The following is a 15,237-nucleotide window of genomic DNA, read 5'->3' on the forward strand; positions in this document are numbered from 1 at the left end:
GAGGTGAACACTGGCACCTCAAGGGCAGGAGCGACATTCCAACTTTGCAGAAACAGGACATTTCTATTTTGCGGCAATATGTCAAAGTCGCATAATCTATCTTATGGAACTAGCGTATCATCAATCCTGACCGCAATGCGGGCCCGACAGAATTGATAATGCATTCAACCGGATACGCTTGGATCATCCAGTCTGGAGCAAGTGTCCGATTGGTGGTTTCGGCTTGTCCTGTCCTTAATCGGTGACGTTATCAATCTAAGGGCAAGGCTTCCACGGACGCCGATTGGAAGAAATGCGGCGTCCGCGAAATTCAATCGCAACCTTGGCGCGGTCTAGTCGTCCTGCTTCCAGCCGCGCAGCGGCTCGCCGGTCGTCGGGTCGAGATCGGCCTCGACGCGCATACCGTTGGCGTCGATCGCCTTGACTTCATAGACGCCGTCGTCGATTTCGATCTCGTGAACCTTGTGGCCTTGCCCCTCGACCTTGGCGACGATCTCGCTGATGCTCATCCAGCCGGTTCGGGAGGCGTTTCGGCTATCGTCGGTTCGCACGGCCTGGGCGGAGGCGGCCCCTGCGGCGAGGACAAGGACGGCGAGACCGGCAAAGGCCGCGGATGGAAGGATATTGCGCATGATGTTCTCCATTGCTTTCTGCTTCCTGCGGCGCGATCCGGCCGCATCGACGCCGCCCTTATCCCTCACCTTGCCTGACATCGCGCCTGCCGGCGCCGTCAGCGTCCTGTCAGGTCGGCCAGGATAAAATCCGGACAATGCGCCAGCTGCTCGTAATCCTCACCCTTTTGCTCGCCGTTCCGGCCTTGGCCGACGACGATCATGACCGTGCCCGGGAGGCCCTGGCGCGCGGCGAGATCCTGCCGCTTTCCAAAATCCTGGCCGTCGTTGAACGCGAAGTAGGCGGCCGCGTCATCGAGATCGACTTCGACCGGGATGACGGCCGCTATGTCTATGATGTGGAAGCAGTGTCGAGCGACGGGCGGCTGGTGGAACTCAAGATCGACGCCGCGAGCGGCGCCGTGCTCGAACGCGACTACGAGGACGACTGATGCGGGTCCTTGCCGTCGAGGATGACGATCGAATAGCCCGCGATGTCGTGGCGGCGCTTGAAGGTGCGGGCTTCCGCGTGGAGCGCGTCGCCGACGGCGAAACCGCCTGGTTCACGGGCGATACGGAAGATTTCGATCTCGTCGTCCTCGATCTTGGCCTTCCCCGCATGGACGGCCTGTCGGTGCTGAAGCGCTGGCGCGCCTCGGGCCGCAACATGCCGGTCCTTGTCCTGACGGCCCGCGGCTCCTGGCAGGAGCGCGTCGAAGGCATCGAGGCCGGCGCCGACGACTACCTGCCCAAGCCCTTTCGCATGGAAGAGCTGTTGGCGCGCGCCCGCGCACTCGTAAGACGCGCCGGGGGACTCGGCGCCGCCGTGCAGGAATTCGGCGAACTCGTCGTCAACCTGAACCGCATGAGCGTTACTCGCAGCGGAGCACCCGTGAACCTCACCGCCCTGGAGTGGCGCGCCCTCGCCTACCTTCTTGTGAACCGCGCCCGTGTCGTCTCGCCGAGCGAGCTTCTCGATCATCTTTACGGTGACGATGCGCGTGAAGCCAATGCGCTCGAGGCCGTGATTGCCCGCCTCAGGCGCAAGCTCGGCAATGGCGTTGTCGGCACGCGGCGCGGGTTTGGCTATTTCTTCGAGGGAACGTCCGGGTGAGCGGTCTCTCGCTGCGCCTGCGGCTGGCGCTGATCGGGGCGGGCGCGGTTGTTCTTGCACTCGCCGCGGCGGGCGCCGCGCTGTCCTTTCTCTTTGGCGAGCATGTCGAGCGGCGCGCGGAAAGCGAGATGCTGTTGCAGCTCGACCAGGTGCTTGCCGGCCTGGTCATGGGTCCGGATGGGCTTGCCCTCGCCACGCAGCCCGTCGATCCGCGTTTCTCGCGCCCCTATGGCGGGCTCTACTGGCAGATCGACGAGGGTGGCCGGACGCTGCGTTCACGCTCGTTGTGGGACCAGACACTCGCCCTGCCTCGCGATCGCCCGGCAGGCGAGGAGGTCCGCCTTCATGAAGTCGCCGGCCCTGATGATACCAGGCTTCTGGCAATCGAACGCGTCGTGCGCCTTCCCGCGAGGCTCGGCGGCGGCGAGGCACGGGCGGCCGTCGCCATGGACCGTGCGGAGCTTTCAGCCGCGCGTGCGGCCTTCGTCCGGGATCTGGTGCCTTATCTGGCGGCGCTCGCACTTGCCCTCATTGCCGCGCAGGTTGCGCAGCTTGCCTATGGCCTGAGGCCGCTCAGGCGCATTCACGAGCGCGTGACGGCGTTGCGCGCCGGGCAGGCAACGCGCATGGGCGGGGCATGGCCCTCGGAGGTACACCCCCTCGCCAGCGAGATCGATGCGCTGCTTGGCGCCCGCGAGGCCGACATAGCCCGCGCCCGTGCGCGCGCCGGCGATCTCGCCCATGGACTGAAAACGCCACTCCAGGCGCTGCTCGGCGAGGCCGAGCGCCTGCGAGGGAGTGGAGAGAGATCGGCAGCCGACGCGATCGAGGAAATCGCCGACGCCATGCGCATCCATGTGGATCGCGAGCTTGCACGCGTTCGCACCGTTGCCGCATCGGGCGGCGCACGTGCGGACGTGGCGACGACGGTTGCACGTGTCCATGCCGTGCTGAGCCGCACTCCGGACGGCCAGAAGGCCGACTGGCGCTTTGCTGTCCCTACCGATCTTGGCGTCGCCGTCGATCCGGCCGATCTGGCCGAGGCATTGGGCGCGCTGGCGGAGAACGCCGCACGCCATGCCCGCTCCGTCGTCACCATCCAGGCACAGGAAGTGGCCGGCTACGTGCGGATCACCATTGTCGACGATGGTCCCGGCGTGCCTGAGGAGCAGCTCGAACTTATCAGCCGGCGCGGGCGGCGTCTGGACGAGCGGACGCCCGGCGATGGCCTCGGCATCGCCATTGCCGCCGATGTCGCGGAGGCAGCGGGCGGCAAGCTGGAACTGCACAATAGTGCGGAAGGGTTCGTGGCCGTGCTCGATTTGCCCGGAACTCGGTGAGACTGGCCCGGGGACCATCAGGTCAGGTCAAGAGGGACTCGGCTTCGGCGGCAACCCGGAGCAGGTCGAGGTCGCGATACCAGGGCGCGCACAGATGCAGGCCGAGGGGCAGGCCGGCCTTCGTGTTGCCGCACGGTATGGTGATGGCCGGATGGCCGGACAGATTGTGCGGGAAGGTGAACGGATACCATGCCCCGCGCACTGTACCGCAATTGACGCCATCGATCTCGATGTCGCCTGTCGGGTCCACGTCGATCGGCAGCGGCGGGGCGGTCAGCGTCGGCGACACCAGAATGTCGAAGCGTTCGAACAGCGCCTGGAACTCGCGGAACAGCCGCGTGCGCTCCGAAATCGCGTTGGAAAGATCGACCGCCGAATAGCCATGGCCGAGCGCGATGGTGTCGATCAGCGTCTGGCCGGCCAGGTTCTCGTGGCCCTTGAGCAGCGGGCCGGTGCGGGCGGCAAGACCGACGCGCAGAATGGTCAGGAACACCGCTTCATAGGACTTGAAGTCGATGAAGGCCTCCTCGACCAGCGCGCCCGCGTCTTCCATCTTCTTCACCGCGGCGGCAGTGATCGCGGCGGTCTCGCGCTCGACGCGCGCGCCGCCCTCGGCGATGAAGCCGACGCGCAGGCCCCGGAGCGACGCGCCGCCCTCGTGCAAAAGCCTCGCCGCCTGCCCATAGGTGTCGTGGAAATCCGGGCCGTTGATCGCGTCGAACACCAGCGCCACGTCCGAGACGGTGCGTGCCATCGGCCCGACATAGGAGTTGGCGCCGAACAGGTCCGGCAGTTGCAAGTGCGGGATGGTGCCGAGCGAGGGCTTGAAGCCGACCACGCCGCAGCAGGCGGCGGGGATGCGGCTCGAGCCGCCGCCATCGGTGCCGAGCGAGATCGGCCCCATGCCGGTGGCCACCGCCACGGCCGAACCGGAACTGGACGCGCCGGGCGTGACCTTCGCATCGATCGGGTTCAGGGTGCGGCCGAACAACGGCGATGTCGCCGCCTGCAAATGGCCGAATTCCGGCGTCGTCGTCTTGCCGACGAGGATCGCGCCGGCCGCCTTCGCACGCGACACGGAGACGGCGTCGGTGGCCGGCACATTGGTCTCCAGCAGGCGTGAGCCCATGGTGGTGCGCACGCCGGCGGTGTTGAGCAGATCCTTGGCCGAATAGGGCACGCCGTGCAGCGGCGGCAGCTCGCTGCCCTTCATCATCCTGTCTTCGGCGGCGCGCGCTTCGGCAAGCGCCGCCTCGCCAGTGACGGTGATGAAGGCATTGAGATCCTTGCGCTCGTCCATGCGCTTAAGCACCGCCTCGGTCAGCTCGACCGGCGAAACCTTCCGCGCGCGAACGGCGGCGGCCATCTGTGTGGCGGTCATGTCGGCAAGATCGGACAAAGCCTTCCTCCTATATCATCCAGCGCCCGCCATCGATCAGCAGGCTCTGGCCGGTGATGAACCGCGCCTCGTCGCTGGCGAGGAAAGCGACGGCGGCGGCGACGTCTTCCGGCTCGCCGACGATGCCGGCCGGCGTACTGGCCTTGATGCGGTCGATGACTTCCTTGGGCATGGTGTCGTGCGCGCGGGTGCGGATTGCGCCGGGCGCGACCGCATTGACGGTGACGCCGAAGGGGGCGAGTTCGCGCGCCAGCGAGCGGGTAAAGCCGATCAGCCCCATCTTGGCCGAGGCGTAGTCGACCAGCCCGGTATCGCCGACGAAGGCCGCGTCGCTCGACATGTTGACGATACGCCCGCCGCGCTCGCGCATCGCGGGTGCGATAAGCCGTGACATGCGCATGGCGGTGAACAGCGAGATTTCCAGCACGAAGCGCCAGACCTCCTCGCTGGATTCATGAAACGGGGCGCTGCGCCCTCGCCCGCTCTGGCCGACATTGTTGACGAGCACATCGACGGGACCGAGTTCACCGACCACGCGCGCGTGAAACTGTTCCAGCGTCGCAAGGTCGGTGCAGTCGCCCTCGACAGCGAGCAGACGGGGCGCCGTGTCCGCCGCAAGCCCTGCCCTCAGCGGGCCGGCATCGAGGTCGAGCACGGCGACCGTCGCCCCTTCGGCGAGCAGGCGCGCGGCGATACCCGCGCCGATGCCGTCGCCGCCTCCGGTCACGATGGCAACCTTGTCCTTGAAGCGGTCGGTCTGCCCCATGGTCCCTGCCCTCAGTGGAAGGTTCGGCCGCCGTCGACCGCCAGCGCCACGCCTGTAACATAGGACGCATCGGCGCTCGTCAGCCAGGCGATACCGGCGGCGATCTCGTCGGGATCGGCGATGCGCGCCAGCGCATAGCGGGCGCGCACGGCGTCGAGTTGTGCCCTGCCCTCCTCACCCTCGGCGATGGAGGAACGAAACAGCGGCGTCTCGACCGCGCCGGGACAGACCACGTTGACGCGGATGCCAGCCTCGGCAAGCTCCAGCGCCAGTGCCTTGGAAAACATCTGCAAGCCGGCCTTCGACGCCGAATAGGCGCTGCGGAATTTCAACGGTTGCAGTCCGGCACCGGACGAGACGTTGACGATGGTGCCGCCGCCCGCCTGCTTCAGGAAAGGCGCGGCGGCGCGGCAAACCTTCATCGGTCCGGTGAGGTTGACGGCGATCAGCCGCTCCCACGCCGCATCGGTCATGGCTTCAAGGCTGGATTCGAGGTCCACGCCGGCCGAATTGACGACACCGTCAAGCCCGCCCATCTGCGCGGCCGCCTCGGCCACGGTGGCGTCGGTCACCTGCGTGTCGGTCACGTCGACCTTGAGCGCGACGACACCGTGCGCGGCCGACACGTCCGCAAGAGCCACCTCGTCCATATCGAGGCAGGCGACCTTCGCGCCGCCTGCAAGGAAGCGCAGGGCAGCCGCCTTGCCGATGCCTTTCGCGCCGCCCGTCACAAGGATGCGGCGACCGGCGAAGGCGGCTGTCACGCGACTGCTCCGGCCAGCCGCGGACGCATGTCCTCGACCATCTCGTCGCAACGGCCCATCCAGACATCGCCATGGTCGAGCGCGTGCTTGATCAGCCCTTCCAGAACGCCGATGCGCGACGGCTGGCCGATCATCTCGGGATGCATGCCGACCATCATCATGCGCTTTTCGGCGTAGAGCACGTCGAACTCGGCCTTCCAGGCTTCGAGCAGCGCCGACGGCGCCTGCATGGTGCGGCCCGGCAGCACGATCGAATACTGGAAGAACGGCGCGTCATCGAGCACCCAGCGGAACGGCAGCTCGACGATCCTGGTCTGCTTGCCGTCGACGGTGTGGATGTAGGGCGAGTCGTCGTCGAAGAAGTTGGAGGAGTAGTCGAAGCCATATTCGACCATCAGCTGCATGGAGATGTCGCTCAGTTCGGCGGCGGGCGAACGCCAGCCGCGCGGCGCAAGGCCCGAAACACGCTTGATCGACTCGAAACCCTTTTCCATCTCCTCGCGCTCCTGCTCATGCGTCAGGTTGAGGATCCAGGAATGGGTGTAGCTGTGGTGGGCCAGCTCATGCCCGGCTTCCAGGATGCGCTCCATCAGTTCGGGGCGCTGGTCGATGATGATGCCGGGAATGAAGAACGTGGTCCTGATACCATAACGGGCCAGGAGATTGAGCACGCGGTCGGTGCCGACCTTCCAGCCATAGGCGCCCTGCGACATCAGGATGGGTCGCTTGGCGTAGTCCGGGTCGCGTGCTGTCCACATCGTCTCGGCATCGAGATCGAAGGTGAGAAAGAGAGGAAAGCCCTTGCTGGTCAGATGCATGTCGGTATCCGTCAAACGAAGCGGTGGAAGCCGGTCCAACGCTCTGCGACGAGCAGCACGATCGCCGTCGCGATGATGAGGAGCGTCGACACGGCGGCCACGCTCGGATTCACCCCCATCTCCACCGAGGTGAAGATGAGGATGGGGAGGGTCGTATCCCTCGGTCCCGCCAGGAAAATCGTCACCGGCACGTTCTCCATCGACGTGACGAAGGAAAACAGCGCGCCGGCGACGAGGCCGGGCTTGATGAGGGGCAGCGTCACCAGCCTGAAGGTGGTGAGACCGTTGGCGCCCAGAACGCGCGCCGCCTCTTCCACCGAAAGGTCGAGGCCCGAGAGGCTGGCGAGCGCGGAACGCACGATGTAGGGAACGGTGATGACGACATGGGCGATCAGCAGCACCCAGAAGCTGCCGCGCATGCCGATCAGCGTGAAATATTGCAGCAGAGCCACGCCGATCACCACCGAGGGTATGATCAGCGGCGCCATCAGCAGCGAGGTTAGCGCCTCCGTGGCCGGCACCATCTTGCGGAAAATGGCATATGAGGCGGCCACGCCCAGCAGCAGCGAGATCGCGGTCGAGCCGACGGCGAGGATCAGGCTGTTCTTGATGGCGTCGAGATAGACGCGGTCGGTCAGCACCGCCGAGAACCACTTGAACGTCCAGCCCTGCGGCGGGATGGTGAGATAGGACGTCTCGCTGAACGAGGCGAGCATCACCACGATCACCGGGACCTGCAGGAACAGGATCACCAGCAACGCGACGAAGGAAACGGTCGGTCCGGGTCGGTTCTCGTTCATGCCAGTCCCGCCCAGCGCTTGGTCATCCGGCTGGAAATCCAGATGATGAGGATGGTGGAAACCGCCAGGGCGAAGGACAGCGCCGAGCCGCTCGGCCAGTCGAGAAGCTGCATGTACTCGTCATAGATCAGCGTCGCCATGACCTGGTAGGTCGGGCCCCCAAGCATGCGCGGCGTCACCAGCGCGCTGATGGTGAGCACGAAGACGAGGATGGAGCCGGCGATGATGCCGGGCGCCGTCAGCGGCAGCGTCACCGCGCGGAAGACATGCAGCCGGCTCGATCCGAGCGTCGCCGCCGCGGCCTCGACATCGCGCGGCACGTTCTGCAGCGCCGCCACCAGCATCAGCACCATGAAAGGCAGGTAGATGTGGGTGAGGCCGATCAGCAGGCCAGTCATGTTGAACATCAGCTTGAGGGGTTGCCCGATCAGGCCGAGGTCGATCAGCAGGTTGTTGACGACGCCTCGGTTGGTCAGAAGCACGATCCAGCCGAACGAGCGAACGACCAGGTTGAGCATCAGCGGAAAGATCACCAGCAGCGTCAGCGGCAGCCGCCAGCGCGGATTGCCGCGCACGACGAGATAGGCGACCGGATAGCCGAGCAACAGGCAGCTCAGCGTGACGACGACGCCGAGGCCGATCGTGCGCAGCACGACCTCGAGATAGAAGTCATCGGTGAAGATGCGGACATAGTTGACCATGGTCCACGCATCCGGGACGATGCCGTGACCCGGCCGGTACTCCTGGAAGCTCGTCGGCACCAGGAGCAGCAACGGCACCAAGAAGGCCGCCAGCAGCACGAAAAGCAGCGGCGAAAGCAGCAGGGCTCCGGTGCGCAGCGAGCTCATGCCGCCTGCCCGCCCGGCAGGGTGATGATGTCCTGCGGTCTGATGTTCACGAACAGCGTGTCGCCCTGCGAAAGGTTCGACGCCTCGCCGGAGGACGGGACTTCGACGACGATCTCGGACGAGGCGCCGAGCCGCACGACATACTGCACCTGCGCGCCGGAAAAGGACCGCAGCGCGATGGTGCCGGGAACGGCTTCTCCCTCCGTGCCGGCGGTCCGCGACAGGGTTACGGCTTCCTGGCGGATGAACACTTCGACGGCCTCGCCGTCCTTCGCGGCCAGGCTCGTCGGATGCAGCACGAGCCCGCCCGCAAGTTCGACCGCACCGCCCTTGACCATGGCGCTCAACCGGTTCGGCTTGCCGATGAAGCCGGCGACGAAGGCGGTGGCCGGGCGGTGGTAGATTTCCTCCGGCGAGGCGAACTGCTGGATGATGCCGTCATTCATGACGCAGACGCGGTCCGACAACGACAGGGCCTCGGCCTGGTCGTGGGTCACGAACAAGGTGGTGATCTTCAGATCGCGCTGCAGTCGTTTCAGCTCGATCTGCATCTCGTCGCGGAGCTTGGCGTCGAGATTGGACAGCGGCTCATCGAACAAAAGCACGCTCGGGCGCGGCGCGATGGCGCGCGCCATGGCGACACGCTGCTGCTGGCCGCCGGAAAGCTGGCGCGGATAGCGCTCGCCGTAGCCGGCAAGCCGCACCAGGGCCAACGCCTCCTCGACGCGCGCCTGCAACGCCGGGCCGTTTTCGCCCTTGCGGCGCAGGCCGAAGGCGACGTTCTCGAACACGGTCATATGCGGGAAAAGCGCGTAGGACTGGAACACCAGCCCGACATTGCGCTTGTTGGGCGGCAGGCGGGTGATGTCGCGCCCACCGACCGTGATGGTGCCGTCGCTCGGCTCGATCAGTCCGGCAACCATGCGCAGGATCGTCGTCTTGCCGCAGCCGGAGGGGCCCAGCAGCGACACGAACTCACCTTCGGCGATCTCCAGCGACACATCCCTGACCACGGATACCTTGCCGTAGCGCTTCACGAGATGCCGCAGGGAAACATTGCTCATTCGACCTCACAGATTGCTCGGAACGGTATCGGCGCCCATCCGGACGATGCGATGCCCCGCAGGGCCCGGTCCGTTCGGATGCCTTCAGGCGGCGCAACGGACCCGGCGTCTCTTGCAATGCCTGTCCTAACGCAGGACCTCGCGCTGCCAGCGGCGGGTCCAGTCCGGCAGGCGCTCGGCCATGTCGGCCGGGTTCAGGAACAGCATTTTTTCAAGCGCCTCGCCGGTCGGGACTATGGCCGACACCTCGTCCGACAGCGTGACCTTCTTGTTCACCGAGCCGATGAACTGGCGCTCCGAGAAGCACTTCTGGTTGTTGGCGTCGAGGATCGTGTCGATGAACTTGTGCGCCAGCTCTTCCTGCTTGGTGCCCTTGGGGATCGCGATGGTCGGGCGGATGCCGACGGCCCCCTCGGCCGGATAGGCGGCCGCCAGCGGCAGGCCGTTCTTGGCGGCGACGCCGGCGCGATCCGGATACCACACGGCAAGGTCGATCTCGCCGCGCTCGAACAGGGCGACCACCTGGTCGGCCTGGGCGTAGAGCAGCACGGACGACTTGGCGAGCGGCTTGATCTTCTCGATGCCCGGCGTGATGTCGTCGAGCGTGCCGCCTTCCATCTGGTTCAGCGCGGCGAGGAACTGCCAACCGCTGGTGCCGGAGATATCGCCAATGGTGACGCGGCCTTCATATTTCGGATCGAACAAGTCGTTCCACGATGTCGGCGGCGTGGTGATCTTGTCCTTGTTGTAGATGATCGTGGTCGCGCCCAGCATGGCTGCGACATAGGCGTCGTTGGCGCCCCATGCGCCGTCGATGATGTCCGGCGCGTTGCTCAGCTTGGCCCGGTCGAGCTGCACGAGCAGGCCTTCATTGGCCATCTGCACGGCAAAAGCGTCATCGGCGAAGACCACGTCCATGTCCGACTGGCCCGCGGTGGCGCGCACGGAGGCCGCATGCTGCGACGAGCTGCCGAGTTTCATGACGACGTCGGCGCCGGTGGCGGCCTTGAACGGCTCGACGTAACAGGCCGTCACATTGTCGGCGAAGGAACCGCCGAAAGAGCCGAGGACGAGTTCGTCCGCGGCTGCGACATTGGATGCGGAGGCAAGAGCGACGATTGCCGTTGCGGCCGCGAGCACGGAATATGATTTCATGCCAAGCTCCCATTGAGGATGCGGTTACGGGCCTCTTCCCTTGCGCATCGTTCAAAAATGCTATCATCTGCGATATTATCTTTCAAGAAAGATATTTTGAAGGTAATTTATCTTACATGTCATGGTTGTGATGCGGTGGCACCGCCGTTAGCAGTGGCGCAAAGCGTGCCCGGGGCACACCGGGTGGAACACCTTCGAGGGAGGCCGATCCGTGAACAAGGCCGAGATCCGGTATTGGGAGTTGGACCGCGTCGGGCGCGGCATGGCGACTTGGCGGCGAGAAAGGCCGGACATCGACTGCAGCGGCAAGGCCGTCGTCGGGCGCATCCTGCACCTGCACGACATCATTCTGCGTGCCGTCGACCGGGCGCTGGCGCCCCATGGGCTGAAATATCCGACCTACGCCGTGCTGGCGACCATCCGCGCCTATGGTGCGCCCTATCACATGTCTCCCAGCGAACTGCTCTCCACGCTGCTCCTGTCCTCGGGCGGCCTGTCCAACCTCCTGCGCCGCATGGAAAAGGACGGCCTGATCCGACGCAGGGCCGACAAACGCGACGGTCGCGGCGTCATTGTCGAACTGACCGAGAAGGGCATCGCGGCGGCCGACGCCGCCATGGTCGACCATGCCGCCGTCGAGCGTGAACTGTGTTCCTGCCTGCCGCCCGACCTGCACGAAGCCGTTGCGCGCGGGCTTGGGATGATGATCACCGTCGCCGAGCGCTGAGACGGGCACGCGATGCAGCGCACGAAAAATGCCGTCAACGTCGATGAGGTGAGGCTGGCAGCGCGGCGCTATCTGCCGGGCTTTCTCTACGACTTCATCGAGGGCGGCGTCGACGGCGAGGAAGGGCTGGTACGCAACGAGGCGGCGTTTGCCCGCCACAGCCTGCTGCCGCGTTATCTGGTCGATGTCTCGCGCCGCAGCACGGCAACCGAGCTGTTCGGCCGTCGCCATGCCATGCCCTTCGGCATCTCGCCGACAGGGCCGGCCGCCCTGTTCCGCCCCGACGCGGACCTGCTGATCGCCCGCGCGGCGGCTGCCGCCAACGTGCCGTTTATCCTGTCGGGCGCCTCCGGCACGACGCTGGAAGACATCCACGCCGTCGCGCCGGACCATAGCTGGTTCCAGCTCTACACGGCGCGCGACCGGCACATCTCCCACGACCAGATTCGCCGCGCCGCCGATACGGGCATGGACGTGCTGGTCGTCACCGTCGACACGCCCGTGACGCCCAAGCGTGAGCGGCACCTGCGCAATCGTATCAGCGTTCCGTTCAGGCTGACGCCCGGCATTGCCCTGCGCATGACGCGGGAAGTGCTGACGCACCCGGCATGGTTCGCCCGCTTCTTCGCCAGCGGTGGCATGCCGCCAATGGCCAACTGGACCCCCTACATGCCGGCGGGCGCGTCGGCTGCGCAGAGCGCGGCGTTCTTCTTCGATCAGGCCTTCGTTCCGGGCGACGCCGGCACGCCGGACTGGCGGGATCTCGAAACCTACCGCCGGCTTTGGAAGGGCAAGCTCGTCGTCAAGGGCTTCCTGCACCCCGATGACGCGGTGCGCGCGGCGGATATGGGCTGCGATGGCCTGATCGTCTCCAATCATGGCGGCAAGGCGCTCGACCGGGCACCCGCCTCGCTCGATGCCCTGCCCGCAATCAGGCAAGCCGTCGGCAACCGCATGACCCTGATGCTCGACAGCGGCGTGCGCCGCGGTTCCGACGTGGTGATAGCGCTCTGCCTTGGCGCCGATTTCGTCTTTGCCGGCAGGCCGACGCTGTACGGCGTCGCGGCCGACGGACAGGCCGGCGCGAAAAAGGTGCTCCGCATCATCGCCGAGGAGATCGATCTGGTCATGGCAATGATCGGCTGCAACACCGTCGCGGAACTGAACGCCGCCTGTCTTGCCGGGAGCACGACGCCGTGAGAATGCGCGAACTGGGACGATCGGGGATCGAGGTTCCGCCCGTCGTCTTCGGCGGCAACGTGTTCGGCTGGACCGTCGACGAGACGGCATCGTTTCGATTGCTCGACGCCCTGCTCGACAGCGGCTTGAACGCCATCGACACCGCCGATGTCTATTCCTCCTGGGTTCCGGGCCATGCGGGCGGAGAATCGGAAACCATCATCGGCGCGTGGATGAAGGCGCGTGGCAACCGCGCGCGTCTGACCATCGCAACGAAGGTCGGCATGGCCATGGGAGAGGAAAAGGGCTTGTCCGCTTCGTGGATCGCCCGCGCCGTCGACAGCTCGCTGAGACGTTTGCAGACCGACTATATCGACCTCTATCAGGCGCATATCGACGACGCGACGGTGCCGCTGGAAGAAACGCTGGGCGCCTTTGCGCGGCTGATCGAGGCCGGCAAGGTGCGCGCCATCGGGTGTTCCAACTTCACGCCGCAGCGCTTGCAGGAGGCGTTGGGCGTCAGCTCCCGCCTGGGCCTCCCCCGCTTCGAGAGCATTCAGCCGCAATACAATCTGATCCACAGGCGCGAGTTCGAGGAGGAGTTGGCCGGCCTGTGCAGGCGCGAGCACATCGGCGCAATCAGCTTCTTCGCCCTCGCGGCCGGTTTTCTCACCGGCAAGTATCGCGATGCAGCCAGTCTGGAGGGAAGCAGCCGCCAGGCGCGCGTCGCCTCCTTCATGACCGAACGCAATCTGGCGATCCTCGACACGCTGATCGCCGTCGCCCGCGACGAGAACACGACGCCGGGCGCGGTCGCCATTGCCTGGCTGATTTCGCGCCCGGCCCTGACCGCCCCGATCGTCAGCGCCACCAGCCTTGGGCAGTTGGAAGAGATCAGGCACGCGACGGCGCTGACGCTGAGCGATGCAAGCCTTGAGATTCTGGACGCGGCGTCGGCCTGACCCCTGCCCCTTCAAGCCAAAACCGATGCTGATATTCTACGATCCCCGACCGTGCTCACGCAGCGAGCGGTCGACCTCCTGCAGCGCAATGAACGCCTTGTAGCGCCACGTGTGCAACTCCCGGCTTTCCGGGGCAGTAAATGTCGTTTCACTGACGGCGGACAGCGCTTCCATGGCTGTTTGCAGGTCCGGTTCCACGCCGGCCGCAACGGCGGCGGTCATGGCGGCGCCCAGCAGAACCGGTTCGGGCGAAACGCATGTGCTGACCGGCAGGCCGCCGGCATCCGCCAGAAGCTGCCGCACCAGGGCGCTGCGCCCGGCCCCGCCGCTGACGACCACCGTTTCAAGATCGGCACCCTCCCGGCGCAGGATCTCGACAATCTGCCTGAGCCCGTAGCCGATGGAGATCACCGCCGCCACATAAAGGCGGATCAGGCTCGTTTCGTCCTCGGCCATGTCGAGCCCGGCGATGATGCCGCGCGCATCGGGGTCGGCGAACGGCGCGCGGTTGCCGAGGAAATCACCGACCACATGGACGCCGCCGAGAAGCTGGGCCAGCGGCATGTCTTCCAGAACCTCGACCGCCCTGCCCTCCAGCCATCCGGTCAGGCTCTTGCCGGCCGCCTCCGCCTTTGCGGAAGCTGCGGCGGCCCAGGCATGCTGGCGCACGACATGGTCGATGGCCGCGCCCGCTGCCGACTGGCCGCCTTCCGAGAGCCACAGGCCCGGAACCAGCGCGGAGTAATAGGGACCCCAGACGCCGGGCACGAACATCGGCGCGGCGGACACGTTGAGCGTGCAGGCCGAGGTGCCGAACACATAGGCAAGCCGCTGTTCGAGCTTGCCGGCAAGCCCGTCGGCACCGATGGTGCCGAGCGCACCAGCGTGCGCGTCGATCAGGCCCATGGCCACCGGCGTGCCGGGTGCGAGGCCGAAATCCCGTGCCGCGGCGGCGCGCAGACCACCGGGAATGGCGGTGCCGGGCGGGCTTGTCTGGTCGCCGATGCGGACGAACTTCTCGTCTGCCAGCGCACCCAGGCCGATTTCATGGAAATAGGCTTCGTCCCAGCGCTGCTCATGGGCGAGATAGGTCCACTTGCATGTGACCGTGCAGGTGGAACGCCGAAGGCTGCCGGTGGCACGCCATGTCAGGAAGTCGGTCAGGTCCATGAAATGGCCGGCCCTGCCAAAGGTCGCGGGCAGTTCCTCGGCCAGCCACAACAGCTTCGGCGTTTGCATCTCAGGCGATATCCGGCCCCCGACATAGTCGAGAACCCGCGCGCCGGTGGCGTTGATGCGCTTCGCCTGCGGCGTGGCGCGGTGGTCCATCCAGACGATGATGTTGCGCTCATCCTCGCCTTCCGCATTGACGGCGAGTGGACGCCCCTCCCCGTCAAGCACCACCAGCGAACAGGTGGCGTCGAAGCCGATGCCCGCGACCTGCTCCGGTGCGATACCGGCCTTTTCGCACGCCCCGCGCACGCTGGCCGTGACTGCCGCCCAGATATCGTCGCTCGACTGCTCGACATGATCGGGCCGCTCACGCCAGATCCGGATCGGATGGCTGGCCGCACCGAGCAGCGCGCCGGTCCGGTCGAACACGCCGGCGCGCGCGCTGGCGGTTCCGACATCCACACCTATGAAATGCATGGCATCACCGGCATCCTTCCATCATGTTCGGCCCGGGGCC

General features: G+C 66.1%; 16 protein-coding genes. 6 read left to right on the forward strand and 10 right to left on the reverse strand.

Annotated elements, in window-relative coordinates; genetic code table 11:
• Positions 1-332: 332 nt before the first annotated feature.
• Positions 333-632, reverse strand: coding sequence for a PepSY domain-containing protein (locus tag ABID37_RS12560; protein WP_354195204.1), 300 nt, complete (start codon positions 630-632; stop codon positions 333-335).
• Between the two features lie 137 nt (positions 633-769).
• On the opposite strand from ABID37_RS12560, the gene ABID37_RS12565 reads away from it, so the two are divergent.
• From ABID37_RS12565 to ABID37_RS12575, 3 genes are read left to right on the forward strand one after another with little or no spacing between them, the layout of a single operon-like run.
• Complete coding sequence (locus ABID37_RS12565; RefSeq protein WP_354195206.1) at positions 770-1,063, forward strand: PepSY domain-containing protein; 294 nt, start codon at positions 770-772, stop codon at positions 1,061-1,063.
• A complete protein-coding gene (locus ABID37_RS12570) occupies positions 1,063-1,725 on the forward strand; it encodes a response regulator transcription factor (protein WP_354195208.1) in 663 nt (220 codons plus the stop codon). Before ABID37_RS12565 ends, ABID37_RS12570 begins: the two co-directional genes overlap by 1 nt.
• Positions 1,722-3,065, forward strand: a complete 1,344-nt coding sequence (locus ABID37_RS12575; RefSeq protein WP_354195210.1) for a sensor histidine kinase — start codon at positions 1,722-1,724, stop codon at positions 3,063-3,065. The genes ABID37_RS12570 and ABID37_RS12575 overlap by 4 nt, the downstream gene beginning before the upstream one ends.
• Before the next feature lie 22 nt (positions 3,066-3,087).
• Here the strand turns inward: ABID37_RS12575 and ABID37_RS12580 are convergent, their stop codons facing one another.
• The 8 genes from ABID37_RS12580 to ABID37_RS12615 form a co-directional block, all read right to left on the reverse strand.
• Positions 3,088-4,464, reverse strand: a complete 1,377-nt coding sequence (locus ABID37_RS12580) for an amidase (protein ID WP_354195212.1) — start codon at positions 4,462-4,464, stop codon at positions 3,088-3,090.
• A 10-nt stretch (positions 4,465-4,474) separates the two neighbouring features.
• Entirely contained in the window at positions 4,475-5,230 is a 756-nt protein-coding gene (locus tag ABID37_RS12585) for an SDR family NAD(P)-dependent oxidoreductase (RefSeq protein WP_354195214.1), read from the reverse strand.
• A gap of 11 nt (positions 5,231-5,241) precedes the next feature.
• On the reverse strand, positions 5,242-5,994 hold the full coding sequence (locus ABID37_RS12590) for an SDR family NAD(P)-dependent oxidoreductase (RefSeq protein WP_354195216.1): 753 nt from the start codon (positions 5,992-5,994) through the stop codon (positions 5,242-5,244).
• Entirely contained in the window at positions 5,991-6,812 is an 822-nt protein-coding gene (locus tag ABID37_RS12595) for a polysaccharide deacetylase family protein (protein ID WP_354195218.1), read from the reverse strand. The genes ABID37_RS12590 and ABID37_RS12595 overlap by 4 nt, the downstream gene beginning before the upstream one ends.
• 11 nt (positions 6,813-6,823) lie before the next feature.
• Complete coding sequence (locus ABID37_RS12600) at positions 6,824-7,612, reverse strand: ABC transporter permease (RefSeq protein ID WP_354195220.1); 789 nt, start codon at positions 7,610-7,612, stop codon at positions 6,824-6,826.
• Positions 7,609-8,460 carry an ABC transporter permease gene (locus ABID37_RS12605; RefSeq protein WP_354195222.1) on the reverse strand — a complete coding sequence of 284 codons (852 nt, stop codon included), beginning with the start codon at positions 8,458-8,460 and terminating at the stop codon, positions 7,609-7,611. The genes ABID37_RS12600 and ABID37_RS12605 overlap by 4 nt, the downstream gene beginning before the upstream one ends.
• Entirely contained in the window at positions 8,457-9,524 is a 1,068-nt protein-coding gene (locus tag ABID37_RS12610) for an ABC transporter ATP-binding protein (protein ID WP_354195224.1), read from the reverse strand. The genes ABID37_RS12605 and ABID37_RS12610 overlap by 4 nt, the downstream gene beginning before the upstream one ends.
• Positions 9,525-9,650: 126 nt before the next feature.
• On the reverse strand, positions 9,651-10,679 hold the full coding sequence (locus ABID37_RS12615) for an ABC transporter substrate-binding protein (RefSeq protein ID WP_354195226.1): 1,029 nt from the start codon (positions 10,677-10,679) through the stop codon (positions 9,651-9,653).
• A gap of 211 nt (positions 10,680-10,890) precedes the next feature.
• Between ABID37_RS12615 and ABID37_RS12620 the strand changes: the two genes are divergently transcribed.
• The 3 genes from ABID37_RS12620 to ABID37_RS12630 are packed head-to-tail and all read left to right on the forward strand — an operon-like array spanning position 10,891 to position 13,547.
• Entirely contained in the window at positions 10,891-11,406 is a 516-nt protein-coding gene (locus ABID37_RS12620) for a MarR family winged helix-turn-helix transcriptional regulator (RefSeq protein WP_354195228.1), read from the forward strand.
• Positions 11,407-11,418: 12 nt separating this feature from the next.
• Positions 11,419-12,606, forward strand: coding sequence for an alpha-hydroxy acid oxidase (locus ABID37_RS12625; protein WP_354195230.1), 1,188 nt, complete (start codon positions 11,419-11,421; stop codon positions 12,604-12,606).
• The gene (locus ABID37_RS12630) at positions 12,603-13,547 is read left to right on the forward strand and encodes an aldo/keto reductase (protein ID WP_354195232.1); all 945 of its coding nucleotides are present in this window, start codon (positions 12,603-12,605) and stop codon (positions 13,545-13,547) included. The genes ABID37_RS12625 and ABID37_RS12630 overlap by 4 nt, the downstream gene beginning before the upstream one ends.
• A gap of 36 nt (positions 13,548-13,583) precedes the next feature.
• On the opposite strand, the gene ABID37_RS12635 is transcribed toward ABID37_RS12630, so the two are convergent.
• On the reverse strand, positions 13,584-15,197 hold the full coding sequence (locus ABID37_RS12635; RefSeq protein ID WP_354195234.1) for an FGGY-family carbohydrate kinase: 1,614 nt from the start codon (positions 15,195-15,197) through the stop codon (positions 13,584-13,586).
• Positions 15,198-15,237 lie beyond the last annotated feature (40 nt).

The organism is Aquamicrobium terrae (assembly GCF_040545735.1).
Classification (GTDB): Bacteria; Pseudomonadota; Alphaproteobacteria; order Rhizobiales; family Rhizobiaceae; genus Mesorhizobium; species Mesorhizobium terrae_A.

What these genes read in the sequence shown, in the direction of transcription:
- ABID37_RS12560 (WP_354195204.1), bottom strand. Translation starts at nt 632, where the DNA reads ATGCGCAATATCCTTCCATCCGCGGCCTTTGCCGGTCTCGCCGTCCTT.
- ABID37_RS12565 (WP_354195206.1), top strand. Translation starts at nt 770, where the DNA reads ATGCGCCAGCTGCTCGTAATCCTCACCCTTTTGCTCGCCGTTCCGGCC.
- ABID37_RS12570 (WP_354195208.1), top strand. Translation starts at nt 1,063, where the DNA reads ATGCGGGTCCTTGCCGTCGAGGATGACGATCGAATAGCCCGCGATGTC.
- ABID37_RS12585 (WP_354195214.1), bottom strand. Translation starts at nt 5,230, where the DNA reads ATGGGGCAGACCGACCGCTTCAAGGACAAGGTTGCCATCGTGACCGGA.
- ABID37_RS12595 (WP_354195218.1), bottom strand. Translation starts at nt 6,812, where the DNA reads ATGCATCTGACCAGCAAGGGCTTTCCTCTCTTTCTCACCTTCGATCTC.
- ABID37_RS12600 (WP_354195220.1), bottom strand. Translation starts at nt 7,612, where the DNA reads ATGAACGAGAACCGACCCGGACCGACCGTTTCCTTCGTCGCGTTGCTG.
- ABID37_RS12605 (WP_354195222.1), bottom strand. Translation starts at nt 8,460, where the DNA reads ATGAGCTCGCTGCGCACCGGAGCCCTGCTGCTTTCGCCGCTGCTTTTC.
- ABID37_RS12610 (WP_354195224.1), bottom strand. Translation starts at nt 9,524, where the DNA reads ATGAGCAATGTTTCCCTGCGGCATCTCGTGAAGCGCTACGGCAAGGTA.
- ABID37_RS12615 (WP_354195226.1), bottom strand. Translation starts at nt 10,679, where the DNA reads ATGAAATCATATTCCGTGCTCGCGGCCGCAACGGCAATCGTCGCTCTT.
- ABID37_RS12625 (WP_354195230.1), top strand. Translation starts at nt 11,419, where the DNA reads ATGCAGCGCACGAAAAATGCCGTCAACGTCGATGAGGTGAGGCTGGCA.
- ABID37_RS12635 (WP_354195234.1), bottom strand. Translation starts at nt 15,197, where the DNA reads ATGCATTTCATAGGTGTGGATGTCGGAACCGCCAGCGCGCGCGCCGGC.